The organism is Endozoicomonas montiporae CL-33, from assembly GCF_001583435.1.
Classification (GTDB): domain Bacteria; phylum Pseudomonadota; class Gammaproteobacteria; order Pseudomonadales; family Endozoicomonadaceae; genus Endozoicomonas_A; species Endozoicomonas_A montiporae.
In genome coordinates, this window is record NZ_CP013251.1 from 1,057,915 (window position 1) to 1,075,927 (window position 18,013).

Genomic DNA, 18,013 nt, shown 5'->3' on the forward strand with positions numbered 1-18,013 from the left:
AGAAGGAATCAGCTAATTTATTGATTTTTAGGGCAGTTTAATTGTGAGTACCACCGACTGAGGCTATCGACTTCTTCCTCGGTCAGCATTTTGGCAATGTTCACCATGGGGATATGATTAGTCCGCCGACCTTCCCGGTAATCCCTCAGCTGTCTGGCGAGGTAAACCTGCTTCTGGCAGGCAAGGTTCGGATTGAAGTCGGCAGTGCCGATGCCTTCCGGGCCATGGCAACCGGAGCAGAGTACCAGGGCTTTATTTCTGGCAGCCTGCATTTCGGGTGACAGCACTTCTTTTTGAGGCTCAGGTGCTGGTTTTGAACAGCCACTAAGCAGCAGAAAGATAGTAATAAGAAGGAGCGGGAATCGGGTGAGTGCTGATTTTAGTTCGATCACGCTGGGTGTCATCACTACAAATTCCCGCTCAATGACAATGAAAAAGAAATCAGTCGATAGCCGTTCCGTCTTTTTTCAGGCGCAGCCACTGGTGAGAGTACCAGTAGTAACGTCTGCCATCCATAGACGGCGCGGTGCAATTATAGCGACTTCTGCCAACAGGCAAGCTGTCAGGTGTTGCTGTAGTGAATCGGGTTTTCTCATCGTCCAGCCATGTCACGGGAATTTCACCCGCATTGGAGGCATAGCATTGCAGCTGATTTTTCTGAAAGTCGCCCTTTGCCAGCTCCAGTGTCAGCGATGGTTTAAGGTTGTCGTCAGTGACCATGGCAGAAGCAGGCTGCTGCTTTTTAACCGGAAGTGGCAGGCTGTTGACTTTGGTTCTGAAGCCTCGCATTTCGGCATAGTCCGCAGCCATTGGGTAACGGGGTAACAGGGTAAAGTCTGACAATGGTCCGACAACGCCCGACTGCTGACCAAAGCCCACATAGCCCATGCTGGACAACAGCTGTTGCAGTTCCGGATTCGCTTCACCAAACGGCCAGGCAAACAGCTTGACGTTCTGGCCGGTTTGCTCCTTGATACGGGCTTCTGTGGCCTGAATTTCGTCACGATTGCGGTTTATCCACGCCTGACGGGTTTCATCTGGGTGTTTCACCACCATATGGGAGTGGGTAATGGAATGGTTGGCGATGGTTGCCCCATGCTGACCCATCTCTTTCAGCTGCTCCCAACTGAGGAACTGGCTGAAGCCTTTGTCAACCGGTTCAATGGCTACAAAAATAGTGAAGGGGTAGCCTTTTTCTTTAAGCAGGGGGAAGGCATTTTCATAGATGTTCAGATAGGCATCATCGAAGGTAATAACAACGGTTTTATCCGGCAAAGGTTTACCATCACGAATGGCGTCAACGACATCAACACTATTTTTCACACTAAAGCCATTGTCGTCCAGATAGTCCAGATGTTGCTTCAGCTGATCGGGCGTGACGCTGGTGGATCTGGGAGTATGCTCACTGACGTGGTGGTACTGCAAAAACACGGCACTGTCAGCACTGTTTGCCAGAGCAGGTAACAGCATCAGGGCACATAAAGCAGTTTTCAGCGACAGAAAACAGGAAAGCAGCTGCTTCATCGGGCATCCTTTATTAATTGGTATAAGCCCACACAATATCAAAATACAAGACAGTGGGCATCGACAGCAGGCATAAATGGAAAGGCATGAGGGAAGGTTAAAAAGAGGCACTCAGGGCGAGTGCCTGCATCTGGTCCAAAAGGAGAGGAGCATGCCGGCCGCAGGAAATGGCGGAACCTGCAACCAGCGACTCTTTTATTGACCAAAATCTATCAGACTAATAGCCACAGCTGGGTACTGCCTTTAGACGTTAGTCTATCAACCTTTGGTCTTATCGTTGCCGTATCAGCCCTTCCTGCATGGTTGAGGCGACCAGACGCCCCTGCTGGTCAAATACCTGACCTCTTACCAGCCCTCTGGCTCCGCTGGCGGAAGGGCTGTCGATGGAATACAGCAGCCATTCATCCATACGGAACGGGCGATGGAACCACATGGCGTGGTCAAGGCTGGCTACCTGCAGGTTGGGCTGCAGGAAACGGACGCCATGAGGGAACAGAGCGGTTGGCAGGAATGGCATATCCGAAGCAAAGGCCAGCAGGTATTTGTGCACACCGGGCACATCAGGCATGGTGCCAGCGGCTTTAAACCAGACTTTATTCAGCGGTGGACACTTTTCCGGACGATAAGGGTTGGTGGGTTCTTCATAGCGGATGTCGATAGGGGACTCGCTTTGCAGCCTTTCCCGAACCGATGGCGGCAGAAAATCTTTCATCTGATTCTTCAGAGCCTGGTCGGAAATCAGGCCTTCCGGATCCTGACTGGCTGGCATGTCGTCCTGATGTTCAAACCCTTCCTCTTCAATGTGGAAAGAAGCGGACAGGTTGAAAATGGGTTTGCCTTTTTGAATGGCAACGACACGGCGGGTAGTAAAACTTTTGCCGTCACGAATGCAGTCAACGTTGTAAACAATGGGCAGGTTGACGTCGCCTTCACGCAGGAAGTAACTATGGAAGGAGTGAACATGCCTTTCCGTTGGAACCGTTTGCCGAGCCGCTGACAGAGCCTGCCCGATCACCTGACCACCATAAACTCTGCCCAGACCGTAATCCTGACTCTGACCGCGAAAAATATTTTCTTCAATGGCTTCCAGTTTGAGCAGCTCTAACAGCTCATCCAGAACTTTACTCATGCTCAGTGCCTCTTTCATCAATGGATTCATGTTTACAGGTACGAACTTTTTCATACCAGAGAGATGGATTAATCAACTGACCATGATCGTTCAATTCAGGATAAGGCAAACGACGTTCGTCGCAGTACCTTGCCAGCTCGGGGTAGCCCCATTGAAACAAGGCTTTCCGGTAACACGCTTCAGGCAGTTTAGGCTGGTCGTACATGCCTTTAATTAACCGCTGACGCTGGGCTTCGACCAGAATGACTGCGGCAGCGACTGAAACATTATAAGAAGCCACCATCCCCTGCATTGGAATAATGATGTGCTGATCGGCCAGAGCAGCAGCTTCACTGGAAATACCACGTTTCTCGGCGCCCAGCATCAGGGCGCAGGGTTGGGTGAAATCAACTTCATGATACGGAATGGCCTGCTCGGAAAAGTGAGCGGCGTAAATCGTAAAACCCTGTTGCTTCAGGTGGGCAGCAGTGTCCTGAACCCGGTCATAGTGATGCACATTGACGTATTTGTGGCTGCCCATGGAACGACGGCGAATGCCCCGGTAGCCCTCTTTGGGCTGGGTCAGGTGCAAGTCTGCAATGCCTACGGCATCACAGGTTCTGATAATGGCAGAAAGGTTGTGGTTTTTGTGAACCTGATCGGTCATCACCGTGAGATCCGGCTGACGACGATCGAGCACTGCGCGAAATTTCTGGTAACGCTCCGGTGTCATGGGTGTGATCATTGCCTGTTGAAAGTTCAGCGATTTTAACTTTGGCAAAAGCGGGCGGCAAACGTTATGCTGCCGACACGACGAATAAGATTCCGGTTGTTATGGAACTAAGCTATTTTGACAGCATTCATGCCTGGCTGGAGATACACCATATCTGGCTGGGGCCAGTGATTGCCATTGCAGCATTTCTGGAAACGCTGGTGGTGGTCGGTTTTCTGCTTCCCGGTGTCGCTATTCTTTTTGCGCTGGGAGCTTTGGCTGGCGGCGGATTGCTGGGCATAGTACCGGTTTTTCTGTGGGCTTTTCTGGGGGCGGCTCTGGGCGATGCCGTCAGCTACCAGCTTGGATACCACTACCATGACCGGGTGAGGGGCTGGTGGCCATTCAGTAAACATGCCGACTGGCTGAACAAGGGCGAGCGTTTTGTTCGACGGTTTGGAGTGATGAGCATTGCTCTCGGGCGCTTTGTAGGGCCTATTCGTCCGGTGGTTCCCGTAGTCGCGGGAATGCTGAATATGTCGCCCAGACAGTTTTATATTACTAACTTATTGTCGTCTGTTCCCTGGGCTGTAGTGTACCTGACGCCCGGTTATCTTGCAGGCTCTGCAGTTGAGCTAGACAAAATCAAAAACATACCGGACTGGGGCTGGTGGACAATAGGCGTCTCATGTCTTGTTTTAGGTCTGGTCGTCTGGCTGATTAAAGCGTTCAGGAAAAAGTATTGAATTAATGCCCGGAATACACATATTTTTCCCGTTTGACCTGCCTGACTCCAAAACCCATATCAAGCAGCACTTTGGCGGCATCGTCGATCATATTCGGGTTGCCACACAAGTAAACAAGGTCTGATCCGGTATCCAGATTCAGATGCTCGAAGCGCTCCTGAACATAGCCGTTGAACTCATTAATGTTTTCATCAACATCCGTTTCCCGGCTTATACAAACCTGATAATCAAGGTTCGAGTGCTGTTTGGCAGCGTCTCTGAAAGCCTGTTCATAGATCAGGTCGGAACGATGCCGGACACCCATAATAACGGTGACGGGAATACCGTTGTCTGCCATTGATATCAGTGTGGGCAGCATAGACCGGTAAGGTGCCAGACCAGTACCGGTGCCAGCCAGCACAATCTGTCCGGAATGATCTGCCGGAGCCGTCAGAATGCCAAAGGGACCTGCCATATCCAGCTTTAATCCAAGGTCTGCCTGACTGAACAGTTCCGATGCCAGCCCGCCTTTAACAAGGCTGATGGCAATTTCAAGATGACCGTCGGCGCGAAAAGCTTCTGGTGAGTTGGCAATACTGTAACTGCGTTTATGAGTCTTCCCATCGTGATCAATCATAAACTGCACAAACTGCCCGGCGATAAAATCAAATTCACCGTCCACCTGAAAATCCAGCTGAATGGTATTGCTACTGAGAGTGTGTCGATTGATCAGGGTCACCGGGTAGGTAGGGCGTGGCATAGGTTCTGTACCTGTTGTTATTTCCATGAAATGACTACGAAGTGTACAGAACCAGTTTAGTATTCAATTGTGGTCAGATGCTAGCCTTTCGGGCGAACCCTGTGTGTGGCAGTTGCGGTATAAGGATCATCAGGCCAGTAATGTTTCGGATAGCGCCCTTTCAAATCCTTCTTCACTTCCTGATACGTGTTTGCCCAGAAACTGGCAAGGTCGCAGGTAATCTGCACCGGTCGTTGCGCCGGTGAAAGCATTTCAATGGTCAACGGTTGTTGATGAAATGCAATGACCGGAGTTTCCAGCAGGCCAAACAACTCCTGTAGACGCAGCGATACTTTAGGCTCATCCGGATTGCTGTAATTCACCCGAATGTTGGAACCACTGGGTGCCTGCCAGCGCTCAGGAGCTTCCTGATCAAGCAGCTGTTGCTGAGGCCAGCTTAAGCGACTGACCAGTGCTTCACGAAGATTTAACTTCTTTAAGTGTTCCAGTCGGGTCATGCCGTCCAGATAGGGTGTCAGCCAGGTTTCCATGGTATCGAGCAGAGCCTGTTCATTACTGTCGGGCAGTGGCTCATTCATCCGGTCATTAAAGCGATTTAAAAAGACCAGTCGTTCCCTGAGTTGTATGGATGCTTTATCCCAGGGCAGGCTTTGCAATCCTTTTTGTCGGATACCATCCAGCAATGCCTGTTTGATCATTTCAGGATCAGGGTTCGGTATGTTCTGGTATTCCAGCACCAATGCTCCCAGACGATCCTGCCGGGCAGCAACACCCCGTTCGGCTTTGCTGTCCCAGCGGGTTTCCTGATGCTCTTCTATATCGGTAAGGCACTCGTCGTATATAACGGCTTTATCAATGGCGCAGGCCATAAAGACTTTTGCATTGCGATGGTGGCTGGCTCCACCTAGTGCCGGAACCACCAGAAAGTCCTCGGAGGCAAGGGGGTCTTCCGGAGACAGCTCCACACCCTGACCGGATCGGAGCAGGTAGTTGCTGGTGTTGCCTCGGCGTTGGGCGATGCGGTCAGGGTAAGCGGCCATTAATAAACGACCAGCGGTGTCATTGTCTGGTTCAACAGGGGTTGCTGCTTGTTTTTTCAAGCGACTTTCCCAACGTTTAATTAGCTGTTGCGCACGAAACAAAGCACCTTTGCTGTTTTTTTGTGAAGCTGCCGACTGAAACAGTGCCAACCGGTGATGAATGTTGGCAGACCGTTCTTTGGCTGAACCCAGCAGATCCCGTTCTGATAAAATCGCGGCCAGCTGGCTGCCTATACGCAGATAACCGCGTTCAGCAGCTCTTAATAACATATGAGCAATGCGTGGGTGTGTGCCAAGAGCTGCCATTTGCAATCCCTCAGGGGTGATCTGCAGATGACCTGACGATGTTTTGGTAATGGCTTCCAGCTGTTCTAACAGTGCCAGTGCTTCCTGATAACGACCGGCATTAGGCTTTGTCAGCCAGAACAGTTCATTACTGTCACTACAACCCCAGCTGCACAGTTCCAGTGCCAGTGGTGCCAGATCCGCTTCGGCAATCTCGGCGGTTTCATGATGTTCCAGTCGCTGGTGTTCGGACTCGGTCCAGAGGCGATAGCACACACCGTCTTCCAGTCGTCCGGCTCGACCTTTACGCTGGTCGGCACTGCTGATGCTCAGGCGACGGGTTTCCAGTCGTGTCATTCCCATGCCCGGATCGTAAACCGCGCGTCGGGTAAGGCCGGAATCCACAACGATACGAATACCTTCAATGGTCAGGCTGGTTTCGGCAATATTGGTGGCCAGCACTACCTTGCGTCGCCCTGACGGTGCAGGCTGTATGGCGGCTCTTTGTTGAGCCAGTGACAGTTCTCCGAACAGTGGGCGCAGGTCAACCGATTCCGATGAAATACTGTCTTCCAACAGGCTTTGTTCCAATAGACTTTGCACCTGACGGATTTCACCGGCTCCGGGTAGAAATACGAGAATGGAGCCTGATTCTTCGCGCAAAGCTTTTGCAACCGTATTGCTCACCTCTCGACAGATGTTGTAAAAGTTGCGATCTGCCAGAGGCCGGCTCAGATAATGGATGGCAACTGGATAGCTGAAGCCTTCAGAGATGACGACAGGCGCATCGAGCGCTTTACTTAATTCACCAGCCTGAAGAGTTGCAGACATAATCAGCAGTTTCAGGGGTGTCTCGCGATAATGATCCTGACTTTGCAGCGTCAGTGCCAGTCCAAGATCGGCCTGCAGAGAGCGTTCGTGAAATTCGTCAAAAATAATTGTACTGATGCCCTGCAGCTCAGGATCTTCCTGAATCATCCGGGTCAGAACGCCTTCTGTGACCACTTCTACGCGGGTATCGCGGCTGGTTCGGTTTTCCAGCTGCATACGATAGCCAACAGTTTTTCCCACCGGCTCATGCAGCAGTTCCGCCATTCTTGTTGCGGCAGAGGATGCCGCAATACGACGGGGTTCCAGCATCAGGATTTTGCCTTCAGGGTTTTGCTGCAGCAAATGCAAAGGCACCAGGGTGGTTTTACCGGCACCCGTAGGTGCCTGAAGAATGACTCTGTCTTGGGTCTTAAGGGTAGAAGACAGTTCTGCCAGTACGTCAGACACTGGCAGTTCAGGTAGTTCGAACGACATCAGTTGTTTTTCTGCTCTTCGTGGTAGAGGCGGATGATGTCTGAAAGGGCGTTACGCCATGGTCGGGCATGAACCCCGAAGGTGTTCAGAATTTTAGTACAGTGAAAAGTGGCGTTGGCAGGTGGTTTGAACCCTTCGCGGGAGTCCATTTTAGCCATAATCAGTTTGCGAACCTTGAGTTCCCAGAACTGGGAGGCTTCGGCAATCATGATTTCAGCAAAGCCGCTTTCGGACACCGGTTCGGAAGCGCAGTAGTGATAAGTCCCCCAGGCTTTGGCACCGCAGTTAACCTGCTGCAGGACGGCGACGATCACTCTGGCGACATCACTGGCGGGGGTTGGGCAGCCGAGCTGATCAGGGGTTACATAGACTTCCCGGTGTTTAACCATTTGTTCTGCCTGACGACGCAACAGGTTTGGCCGACGGTCGCTGATCACCCAGGACAGGCGCAGAATAATATGTTCCGGACAGCGTTCCCGTATTTGCTGTTCCGCTTGTAGACGACTGGTACCCAGTACTCCAATGGGATTGGTCGGGTCTTTTTCAGAGTAGGGTTCCTGCTTTTCACCATCGAATACCCGGTAACTGGAGGCATGGATCAGAATGATGTTCATGCGGTTACACAGGTCGGCCAGTTCTGCCACCGCGTCGCGATTAACAGCAAAGCATCGGGAGGGTTCGTTCTCGGCCATGACAGGGTTGTTGTACGCTGCAGCGTTTACAACAATGGTGGGTTGATAATGTTTCAGACAGGATTGCAGTTGTACAGCATCACAGATATCCAGCTCACTCCGGTCAGGAGCGTCATAGGTGATGTCTTTGCTGTCCAGCAGTTTGCACAGTTCATGGCCTATCTGACCGGTTTTACCGAGAACCAGTACTCTCATATGTATTCCAGACTCAGAATCGAAAATATGGGTATTGAAACACATTCATCGCCGAAATGCTGTTTGATCAAAAATCTGTCAGAATGTGCCACCGGCAGTTAGGGGCTGTTGGGGTTTTATCGCGAGCTCAGTGGTTTGTAAAACGCTTTTCCGCAAGGCGGACTGGCGCAGTGTGTAGTTAATCTACATCAAGCCAGTTCAACGCAGTGGAAGGGCGTTTTACGAACCACCCGAAGGGCCAAAGCCAGAGTTTCTGTGCCGTTGTTGCAGCAGCTTGAAAGACGTTTGTATTCCTGCGCTGCTGCGCCTAGCCACAAAAACTCTGGCTTTGGCTGAGCACGCGATAAAACCCCAACAGCCCCTAGATATTATGACTATGCTGTCTCTCAGAAGAACCTATTGAGCTGGTTTAAGATGTATCTGGCAGAACATTCTACAGAATCCCCGGAAGATTCAGAGCGTATTCTTCTGGTTGACGATAACCCCACCAATTTACAGGTGTTGTTACAAACCCTGAACGGTCGCGGCTATAAATTGCTGATTGCCAAGAATGGTGAAAGCGCTTTGCGCATTGCCCATAAAGCCAAACCTGCACTGGTGTTGTTGGATATTATGATGCCGGGCATGGACGGCTACGAGGTTTGCCGACAGCTGAAGGAAGATCCGGCCACCAGTAAAATAACGGTCATTTTCCTGTCCGCTCTGGATGACACCAAGGATAAGGTGCGTGGTCTGGAAACCGGTGCTGTTGATTTCATTTCCAAGCCGTTTCAGGCAGAAGAAGTCATTGCCCGGGTTGAGACTCAGCTGAAAATTCATCGCCTGGAACAGGCTTTATCTGCCCGTAACCGTCAGCTGGAAGCAGACAAGGCCAATATCCTGGAAAGCATGAACGAAGGGATATTTGGCCTCGACAGCCGGGGTCACATTACCTTCGCGAATGCCGCTGCTGCCAGTATGTTGGGCTGGTCCATTGATAACCTGATTGGTCAGGGGCTGATTGCCATGATGCTCGGTGAGGCAGGTGACGGGGCTCGCAGCCAGAACCTTGCCCCGATTCAGGTGGCGTTGAATAAAGGTGTCAGTAAAGCGGTGGAAGATACCTTGTTCTGGCACAAGGATGGCACTTCCTTTCCGGTTTATTACTCGTGCACGCCCATTCTGGAAGAGGACAAAATCACCGGTGCGGTAGTGGTTTTTCGAGACATTACCGAGCGCAAGCGTAATCAGGAAGCGTTGCAGAAAGCTCTGGATGAACTGGATCAGCAGAAAGACAAACTGACCCATGTTTCCCGCCTGAGCACGATGGGTGAAATGGCTGCAGGTTTTGCCCACGAAGTGAATCAGCCACTGACGGCGATTTCCAACTATGCACAGGTTGCCAAACGTATGATGACTCGTCTGGAGCACAAAGATGATCCTATGTACGATTCCATCTACGAAGCGATGGATAAAATCAACACTCAGGCACGTCGGGCGGGTGAAATCATTGCTCGTATCCGCTCCTTCGTGAAGAAACCGGATCATGTACTCAGTAGTGTTGATCCGCACAAACTGTTGAGTGATACCGTCAAACTGGCAGAGGTGGATGCCCGCAATAACCATATGGAAATCCATATGGATGTGCCTGTCGATTTGCCTGCGGTCAAGGTGGATCCTGTGCAGATTCAGCAGGTGGCGCTGAACCTGATTCGCAATGGTATGGAAGCGATGTGCGACTCTGAAAATCGCCACATTGGTGTGTGGGTGAAGGCAGAGCCGTTTGAGGAGCGTTTTGTAAAAGTGTCAGTCATTGACCGGGGCTATGGACTGGCGGACGATGCTGAAGAAAAGCTGTTCACGCCTTTCTATACCACCAAGTCTGATGGAATGGGCATTGGTTTGTCTGTCTGTCATTCGATTATCCAATCTCACAATGGTCGCATGAGTTTCCAGCGCCATCCGGAAGGTGGGACGATTTTTGAGTTCACTATGCCGGTGGTTGACTAAGAGTTTGTCGGAATTAAGCCTGTCCTGCTTGCTCTCAGGCCTGCAGGTGTTGATGCCTGTTTGAACAGGGTATAATGCTTCGCTGAATTGATCCGGGTATCGAAAGTGTTTCAGGAGGGAAGCAACAGTGACAGAACAGGTAACTGAATATATGCACGGCCTCGGGCGGAAAGCCCGGGAAGCCAGTGCCGGGATGGCAAAGGCTGAAACCAGTGACAAAAACAGGGCGCTGCTGGCTATTGCTGAAGAGTTACAGGCGGCAAGAGGCGCTTTGCGCAAAGCGAATGCCGCTGATCTTGAAAGTGGTCGTGAAAGAGGACTGGACAGTGCCTTGCTGGATCGTCTGGAACTGACTGATGCCCGTATTGATACCATGGTTGAGAATCTGGAACAGGTAGCGGCTCTGCCTGACCCTGTGGGTACCATTGACGATATGAAATACGTGCCCAGCGGTATACAGATTGGCCAGATGCGGGTACCTTTGGGCGTGATTGGCATCATTTACGAATCCCGTCCTAATGTCACCATAGAAGCCGCCAGCCTTTGCCTGAAGTCCGGTAATGCCGTGATTCTGCGGGGTGGCAGTGAGTCGATTGCTTCCAATCAGGCGATTGCAGCCTGCGTTCAGAAAGGGTTGGCGAAAGCCGGTTTGCCGGAAGCGGCTGTGCAGGTGGTAGAAACTACTGACCGTGTTGCGGTGGGTACTTTGATTGCCATGCCTGAGTATGTGGATGTTATTGTGCCCCGTGGTGGTAAAGGTCTGATTGAGCGCATCAGTAAAGATGCCAGAGTGCCTGTGATCAAACATCTGGACGGCATCTGCCATGTGTACCTTGATGACAGGGCGGATGTGTCTAAAGCGGTGAATATCGCTATTAATGCTAAAACCCACCGTTATGGTGTCTGCAATGCCATGGAAACGTTGTTGGTGCATCAGAGCGTTGCTGACCAGTTGTTACCAGAACTGGCCACACAATACCGTGAAATCGGTGTGGAACTCCGCGGCTGTTCCGAGGTCTGTCGTATACTGCCTGATGCTGTGGCTGCCACAGAAGAAGACTGGGTCACTGAATACCTTGGTCCGGTGCTTTCCATCAAGGTGGTGGCGGATATGGATGAGGCCATCGCGCATATCAACCGGTACGGTTCGCATCATACCGATGCCATGGTGACTGAAGACTACAGCCGTAGTCGCCGGTTCCTGCGCGAAGTCGATTCCAGCTCGGTAATGATTAATGCTTCCACCCGGTTTGCGGACGGGTTTGAGTATGGTCTGGGGGCTGAAATCGGTATCTCAACCGATAAAATCCATGCTCGGGGGCCAGTAGGTCTTTTGGGGCTGACTTCGCAAAAATACGTAGTGTTGGGGGACGGTCATATCCGGAAATAACGGATTGCAGACTGACTCTTGACACGACATTATGCCATCATGTGAAAAGCCTGTTTTCAGGAATACCTGACAGGCTTTCTATTTATTTGAAAGAGACAGGTCCTTAAAGCGTTTATGCAATCTGATCAATTAAAGCAGCTGGTTATCGAAGCCATTGAGGAAATGAAAGGCAATGACCTGACATGTTTAGATGTTTCCGAGATGACGGACGTAACTGACTACATGATTATCGCCTGTGGTACGTCGAACCGCCATGTTAAGTCTGTGGCCGACAACGTTGTGCAAAAGTGCAAGGGTAACGGTGTTCAGCCTCTGGGCATGGAGGGTGAAGACAAGTCCGAGTGGGTTCTGGTGGATCTGGGAGACGTAGTGGTTCACATTATGCTGCCTGCTACCCGCGCGTTCTATGATCTGGAGCGTCTGTGGGAAACCGGTCGCGTCGAGCCGACAGCAGAAGCTGCTGAAGCCTGATGCGAATCAGGCTGATCACGGTTGGGTCAAAAATGCCCGGCTGGGTGGAAGAAGGTTACACCGAATATAGCCGCCGTCTGGGAGCCGACCTGAAGCTGGAACTGGTTGAAATTCCTCTCAACCGTCGCAGCAAAGGGGCAGACGTCAACCGTTTGCAGGAAAAGGAAGCAAACCAGATGCTCGCTGCTGTTGGGCAGGGTGATCTGGTGGTGACCATGGAGATCAAGGGTAAAGCCTGGAGTACCGAACAGCTCGCCGACAAAATGGGCGAATGGATGCACTCTGGCCGTAATGTCAGTTTGCTGGTGGGTGGTCCGGAAGGGTTACACCCGAGCTGTATGGCTCAGGCTGATCTACGCTGGTCTTTATCGCCACTGACGCTGCCCCACCCGCTGGTTCGCGTGGTGGTGGCTGAACAGGTGTATCGAGCCTGGAGTATTTTAAAAAATCATCCCTATCATAAATAGTCAGGAGCTTGTACGGCTCCCAGAGCGGAAGCACTGTTCCCTGCCTGCAGGGAAAGCACTTCACGGAAACGAGTAATGCCAGCGAATACCTTAAAGGATCATAAAGCGGAGCAACGGATTGTCGGCACCCGAGTCTGGCTGGCGTTGTTCATTATGATTGTTTTGGTGTTTGTGCTGATAGCCCGGTTATTTTATCTTCAGGTACTGCGTTATGATGAAATGTCTACGCAGTCTGAAGAAAACCGGGTTCTGCTACAAACCATCCCCCCGGTTCGCGGTCTGATTTATGACACCCATGGCAAACTGCTGGCGATGAATCGATCCAGTCGCAGTCTGACCATTGTGCGTGAACTGGCAGGCGATCTTGATCAACTGATCGCAGATATATCGACGTTAGTACCGATTACTGATAATGAACGACGCCGCTTTGACCAGCGGATAAGACGTCGCCGACCTTTTGAACCCATTCCCCTGAAATTTAATCTGGATGATGAACAGATTGCCACGGTGGCCGTCAATCAGTTCCGGTTACCCGGTGTTGAAATTGATGCGGACCTGGTTCGCTATTATCCGGAAGGCAGTATTTTTGCCCACTCGGTAGGCTACGTCGGACGTATTAATGACCGGGAACTGAGAACCCTTGATCCGGCCCTTTATAGTGGCACTTATGTGACCGGAAAAATTGGTCTGGAAAAATATTACGAATCCATCCTGCTGGGTAAGCCCGGTTATCAGGAAGTGGAAACCAATGCCCGTGGTCGGGTGCTCAGAATATTGAATCAGGTTCCACCGGAACCGGGTAAAGACCTTGAGTTGTATCTGGATACGGAGCTGCAGAAAGTGGCCATTGAGGCACTGGATGGACGACGTGGGGCTGTTGTTGCCATGGACCCCAAGACCGGTGGAGTGTTATCCATGGTCAGTAACCCGTCATTTGATCCCAACCTGTTTGTCACCGGCATCGATTTTGAAAGCTTTGACGGGTTGAACAAAAACATTGAACGGCCTTTGTATAACCGTGCGACGCTGGGTGAGTACCCACCGGCATCCACCATTAAGCCCGTTATAGGACTTGCGCTTCTGGCGAACGATGTGGTGGATAAAAATACCAAAATCTTCGATCAGGGCTGGTTTCAGTTGCCGGGCAGTGATCACCGCTTTCGTAACTGGAATCGCCGTGGTGACGGTTGGGTAAACCTGTATCAGGCGATGGTGCGTTCAAACGATACCTTTTTCTACAAGCAGGCTGGCGAACTGGGTATTGATAGAATGCATGACTTCCTTAGCCAGTTTGGTCTGGGGCGACGAACCGGTATTGATATTGGTGAAGAACGTCCGGGTCTTTTGCCGTCACGGGAATGGAAGCGTGGTGCTTATGGACAGCCCTGGTATCCGGGAGAAACCGTCATCGCCATTATTGGCCAGGGCTACAATTTGGCGACTCCTCTGCAACTGGCCGAGTTCACAACGATTCTGGCAAACCGTGGCAAACACGTTCAGCCCCGGCTGGTGAAGGAGGATATGCCCGAAATTCAGAGTCCCGAGTGGGGGCAGGATGTGGATGTCAGGGATGAAGACTGGGATCTGATCATTGACTCCATGGAGGATGTGATTAAAAGCCCGCGGGGAACCGCACACTGGCGTATTGGTCGAAACCTGAAGTACCGTATTGCGGGGAAAACCGGTACTGCACAGGTGGTCAGTATTCCTCAGGGGGAAGAATACGACGCTGAACGTTTGAAAGAGTTTGAGCGGGATCATAGTCTGTTTGTAGCTTTTGCACCGGTTGAAGATCCCCAGATAGCTATTTCCGTGATTGTAGAAAACAGCGGTGGTGCGGCCAATGTTGCAAAAACGGTGATGGATCATTATTTGCTCCCCAGGTTAAATCCATCTCTGACCCATGGTTTATCAGTGGATGAAGCTTTGAAAGCGAAGGTAACCAACTGATGGCTGAACAGGATTTTGTACGACAGCTTAATGATGATCATGGTTTTGCCCAGACCCGGGACTGGTCGGAGAAGTTTCATATTGATTTTCTCCTGATGGGTCTTCTGATGATTCTTTGCTGTGCCGGATTGCTGATTCTCTACAGCGCCAGCGGCAAGGATACGGATGTGGTGGTTCGTCAAGCTCTGTATATGCTGGTGGGTTTTGTCGGCATGGTGGTGATTGCCCAGTTTTCACCACGAATGTTGATGCGCTTTTCACCCTGGATGTACGCCGGTGGTGTTGTACTTTTATTAGCAGTGCTGTTGATTGGTATACAGTCAAAAGGCGCACAACGATGGATTCAGTTGCCTTTTATACGGTTTCAGCCGTCTGAAATTATCAAACTGATCATGCCCATCGTGGTGGCGACTTATCTGTCGAGTCGTCCATTACCACCTTCTGTGAAGGATATAGTGATCACCCTGATTATTATCGGCGTTCCTGTGGGGCTGATAGCCAAGCAGCCTGATCTGGGTACCTCGTTGTTGATTGGCTCGTCGGGTGCCTTTGTATTGCTGTTGGCGGGATTACGCAAACGACTGATTTTTTCCGCCATTATGTTGGCTATTCCTGCCGTGTTTGTGTTCTGGCAGTTCCTGATGCGGGATTACCAGAAACAACGGGTACTGACTTTCCTGAACCCGGAAAGTGATCCATGGGGCGCAGGCTGGAATATTATTCAGTCAAAAATCGCTATTGGTTCTGGTGGCCTTTATGGCAAAGGCTGGCTGCAGGGTACTCAGTCGCACCTGGACTTTCTGCCGGAAAGCCATACCGACTTTATTATTGCAGTGCTGGCTGAAGAAATGGGCCTGGTGGGATGTCTGATGCTGCTGGTACTGTATGCGTTGATTATTGGAAGAGGGCTGTTTATCACTCTGAAAGCCCAAACCTTGTTTGGTCGCCTGCTGGCAGGCAGCATCACGTTGACGTTTTTTGTCTATATCTTCGTCAATATTGGTATGGTCAGTGGTTTGCTGCCTGTAGTGGGAGTACCTCTGCCGCTGGTCAGTCGGGGGGGAACCTCTCTGGTAACACTGATGGCGGGCTTTGGAATGCTGATGTCGGTTCATACCCACAAGACCTTTCATCACCGGATGCGCTGAGTCATTGTGAGCCGTTTTCGCGGCTCACCTTTCTGCTTATGATTTTGTCAAGATACTGATTGTTTTTTCATAGACTCGGCTGCTTGAAGTGCTCAGCCCCCCCTCTCGGCCTATCTCTTTAACACAAATCCTGAAACCCTTGCGGCACAAGCTCTGTAGAAATAACGACAAAAGTCGTATAGCGAGCCGGTCGTGTTTTCATAGTCTTCATTTATCAAGGGTTTCAGGACGGTCGCCCCGTCATAAATTGTCAGAAGGTTAAATATTCAATATTTGTGTTAAAGAGATAGGATAATGCCAAGGCTTTAGTGGTTCGTCAGGGAGACGACATTGTACTGGCGTTTGCAGGAACCGAGCCCGGTTCTGCAGATGAAACCGGACGCAGTGATACCGTAAAAACGGATGTTACCCAGTGGCTTGGCATGTCATCGCCCATGTACCGAAGTGCTGCAGCCGTTATGGACCTTCTGCTTTCTCATGAGCCGTTGTCAAACTGTAAAGTTAGTGTCGCGGGCCATTCATTAGGCGGTGGTCTGGCTCAGTTTGCTTATACGGCTATGCAGGGAAGACATGATCCGGAGCGTCTGGGAGGCGCGATTACGATCAATCCGGCCGGGTTATCACAGGGTACTCTCGATCAGCTGGGTGATGAAAGAGTCAGTATGGCTAAAGACAATATTCAGAATATTCGTATCAAGGGTGATCCGGTTTCTCCGAGTGGAAAAAAAGGCAAAATGGAGATTGCGGTTAAAGGAAACTTGATTGGCTCAATTATGACATTGCCTGACCCTGAAAAAAGAGGGATGGGCGTTCATAGTAGCGATGTAGCGATCGATGTTTTGGACTTTCACTCAAATGAATCACCCCGAAGACATATTCTTTGATGCTATGTGCACGTTTTGTCATCATTTGTTGACAGCTGCCTTACATGTTCATGCTAGTTGTTCACAGATTACTGCTGTAGAGTAGAAAAAATAGCGTCCTGTTTTTTTATATATTGTAACGGGGCGTGTACTCCAGACTACAGTTCTGACCAGTATTGCCTTAGCAGGGTCATGAACAAATGTGTGTCTGTTTGAGTATGACAGCAGTATTCAGAGGACTTTAGACATGGCCATTTTTTCCAAAAACAAAATACTGGCACTGACCACGGGCTGTCTGATCTCAACGGTGATGATGGCTGCTCCTGTGCCAGAAAGTACACAGGGCGGAAAACAGGCTTCTACTCAACAGCAGGCTTCTACTCAACAGCAGGCTTCTACTCAACAGAAAGCCTCTTATGCGCCAGCCCGGCCAGAGGTTGAAGCGTTTATTAATGATCTGGTCAAAAATGAACAGTTTTCCAGAAAAGAACTGGAAACGTTGCTCGGCAAAGCAAAGAAGTCTGATCGGGTACTTGAGTTGATCAGCCGTCCGGCTGAAAGAACGCTGGAATGGAAAGATTATCGCAAGATCTTTATGACCGATCAGCGAGTGAACGAAGGCATCGACTTCTGGATGGCTCACGCCGACACACTGGCCAAGGCCGAAAAAGAGTATGGTGTGCCCGCTTCCATTATCGTTGCCATTATCGGTGTAGAAACGTACTACGGCCGACAAACCGGTGGCTTCAAGGTACTGGATGCCCTTTCAACCCTGAGTTTTGATTACCCACCCCGCAGCACGTTTTTTACCCAGCAGTTAAAAGAGTTCCTGATCCTGGTACGTGAACAAAAGCTTGACCCTCATGAGCTGACCGGCTCTTATGCCGGAGCTATGGGTATTCCACAGTTTATACCGTCCAGCTACAGGGCTTATGCCGTTGATTTTACCGGTGATGGTCAATCCAATATCTGGCAACAGGAAGAAGATGCCATTGGCAGTGTGGGTAATTACCTCAAAGAAAATGGCTGGCGGGCTGGAAAACCTATTGCCAGTAAAGCCCGGGTTCAGGGAACCAAATATGAGCAAGCTATTGGTAAAACCGTCAGACCGGCCAAAACCCTGAAACAGCTGGAAGCAGCAGGCTGGAAGCCGGTAAACGTGTTACCATCGGCGACCAAAGCGGCTGCCATGTCCTTTGAAGGGGACAATGGCACAGAGTACTGGCTGGGGATGGAAAACTTTCGTGTCATCACCACCTACAATCGCAGCAAGCTGTATGCGATGGCCGTTCATCAGTTGGCAAAAGAAGTCAATACTGGCTATAAGACAGCCTTACAAAAGAAAAAAACAGACGCCACCATGGCGAATAAGTCCTGAAGAGTAAAATA

16 protein-coding genes are annotated in these 18,013 nt (G+C 50.7%); 9 read left to right on the plus strand and 7 right to left on the minus strand.

Annotated elements, in window-relative coordinates; genetic code table 11:
- Positions 1 to 17 precede the first annotated feature (17 nt).
- The 4 genes from EZMO1_RS04665 to trmH form a co-directional block, all read right to left on the minus strand.
- A complete protein-coding gene (locus EZMO1_RS04665; RefSeq protein WP_051789850.1) occupies positions 18 to 404 on the minus strand; it encodes a c-type cytochrome in 387 nt (128 codons plus the stop codon).
- Positions 405 to 441: 37 nt separating this feature from the next.
- Entirely contained in the window at positions 442 to 1,524 is a 1,083-nt protein-coding gene (locus EZMO1_RS04670; RefSeq protein WP_034875115.1) for a polysaccharide deacetylase family protein, read from the minus strand.
- A 271-nt stretch (positions 1,525 to 1,795) separates the two neighbouring features.
- Positions 1,796 to 2,653 carry an acyl-CoA thioesterase II gene (gene tesB, locus EZMO1_RS04675; RefSeq protein ID WP_034875112.1) on the minus strand — a complete coding sequence of 286 codons (858 nt, stop codon included), beginning with the start codon at positions 2,651 to 2,653 and terminating at the stop codon, positions 1,796 to 1,798.
- The gene (gene trmH, locus EZMO1_RS04680) at positions 2,646 to 3,377 is read right to left on the minus strand and encodes a tRNA (guanosine(18)-2'-O)-methyltransferase TrmH (protein WP_236632000.1); all 732 of its coding nucleotides are present in this window, start codon (positions 3,375 to 3,377) and stop codon (positions 2,646 to 2,648) included. Before trmH ends, tesB begins: the two co-directional genes overlap by 8 nt.
- On the opposite strand from trmH, the gene EZMO1_RS04685 reads away from it, so the two are divergent.
- Positions 3,377 to 4,090 carry a DedA family protein gene (locus EZMO1_RS04685; protein WP_051789849.1) on the plus strand — a complete coding sequence of 238 codons (714 nt, stop codon included), beginning with the start codon at positions 3,377 to 3,379 and terminating at the stop codon, positions 4,088 to 4,090. The two genes, trmH and EZMO1_RS04685, sit on opposite strands and share 1 nt — an antisense overlap.
- 1 nt (position 4,091) lies before the next feature.
- On the opposite strand, the gene EZMO1_RS04690 is transcribed toward EZMO1_RS04685, so the two are convergent.
- From EZMO1_RS04690 to EZMO1_RS04700, 3 genes are all read right to left on the minus strand, one after another.
- Positions 4,092 to 4,829 (minus strand): FAD-binding oxidoreductase, encoded by a 738-nt coding sequence (locus EZMO1_RS04690; protein WP_034875110.1) that lies wholly within the window; start codon positions 4,827 to 4,829, stop codon positions 4,092 to 4,094.
- An 80-nt stretch (positions 4,830 to 4,909) separates the two neighbouring features.
- Entirely contained in the window at positions 4,910 to 7,459 is a 2,550-nt protein-coding gene (hrpB, locus tag EZMO1_RS04695) for an ATP-dependent helicase HrpB (protein WP_034875108.1), read from the minus strand.
- On the minus strand, positions 7,459 to 8,346 hold the full coding sequence (locus EZMO1_RS04700) for an SDR family oxidoreductase (protein ID WP_051789847.1): 888 nt from the start codon (positions 8,344 to 8,346) through the stop codon (positions 7,459 to 7,461). The genes hrpB and EZMO1_RS04700 overlap by 1 nt, the downstream gene beginning before the upstream one ends.
- Before the next feature lie 399 nt (positions 8,347 to 8,745).
- Between EZMO1_RS04700 and EZMO1_RS04705 the strand changes: the two genes are divergently transcribed.
- From EZMO1_RS04705 to mltB, 8 genes are all read left to right on the plus strand, one after another.
- The gene (locus tag EZMO1_RS04705) at positions 8,746 to 10,335 is read left to right on the plus strand and encodes an ATP-binding response regulator (RefSeq protein ID WP_201772171.1); all 1,590 of its coding nucleotides are present in this window, start codon (positions 8,746 to 8,748) and stop codon (positions 10,333 to 10,335) included.
- Positions 10,336 to 10,486: 151 nt separating this feature from the next.
- Positions 10,487 to 11,725, plus strand: a complete 1,239-nt coding sequence (locus tag EZMO1_RS04710) for a glutamate-5-semialdehyde dehydrogenase (RefSeq protein WP_034875104.1) — start codon at positions 10,487 to 10,489, stop codon at positions 11,723 to 11,725.
- A gap of 114 nt (positions 11,726 to 11,839) precedes the next feature.
- Positions 11,840 to 12,196, plus strand: coding sequence for a ribosome silencing factor (gene rsfS / locus EZMO1_RS04715; RefSeq protein ID WP_034875102.1), 357 nt, complete (start codon positions 11,840 to 11,842; stop codon positions 12,194 to 12,196).
- On the plus strand, positions 12,196 to 12,663 hold the full coding sequence (gene rlmH / locus EZMO1_RS04720) for a 23S rRNA (pseudouridine(1915)-N(3))-methyltransferase RlmH (RefSeq protein ID WP_034875100.1): 468 nt from the start codon (positions 12,196 to 12,198) through the stop codon (positions 12,661 to 12,663). The genes rsfS and rlmH overlap by 1 nt, the downstream gene beginning before the upstream one ends.
- Before the next feature lie 75 nt (positions 12,664 to 12,738).
- Complete coding sequence (gene mrdA, locus EZMO1_RS04725) at positions 12,739 to 14,613, plus strand: penicillin-binding protein 2 (RefSeq protein ID WP_082211959.1); 1,875 nt, start codon at positions 12,739 to 12,741, stop codon at positions 14,611 to 14,613.
- Complete coding sequence (gene rodA, locus EZMO1_RS04730; RefSeq protein ID WP_034875097.1) at positions 14,613 to 15,761, plus strand: rod shape-determining protein RodA; 1,149 nt, start codon at positions 14,613 to 14,615, stop codon at positions 15,759 to 15,761. Before mrdA ends, rodA begins: the two co-directional genes overlap by 1 nt.
- 308 nt (positions 15,762 to 16,069) lie before the next feature.
- Positions 16,070 to 16,645, plus strand: coding sequence for a Tle-like phospholipase domain-containing protein (locus tag EZMO1_RS04735; protein WP_034875095.1), 576 nt, complete (start codon positions 16,070 to 16,072; stop codon positions 16,643 to 16,645).
- Between the two features lie 226 nt (positions 16,646 to 16,871).
- Complete coding sequence (gene mltB, locus EZMO1_RS04740) at positions 16,872 to 18,002, plus strand: lytic murein transglycosylase B (RefSeq protein ID WP_236631999.1); 1,131 nt, start codon at positions 16,872 to 16,874, stop codon at positions 18,000 to 18,002.
- The last annotated feature ends 11 nt before the right edge of the window (positions 18,003 to 18,013 follow it).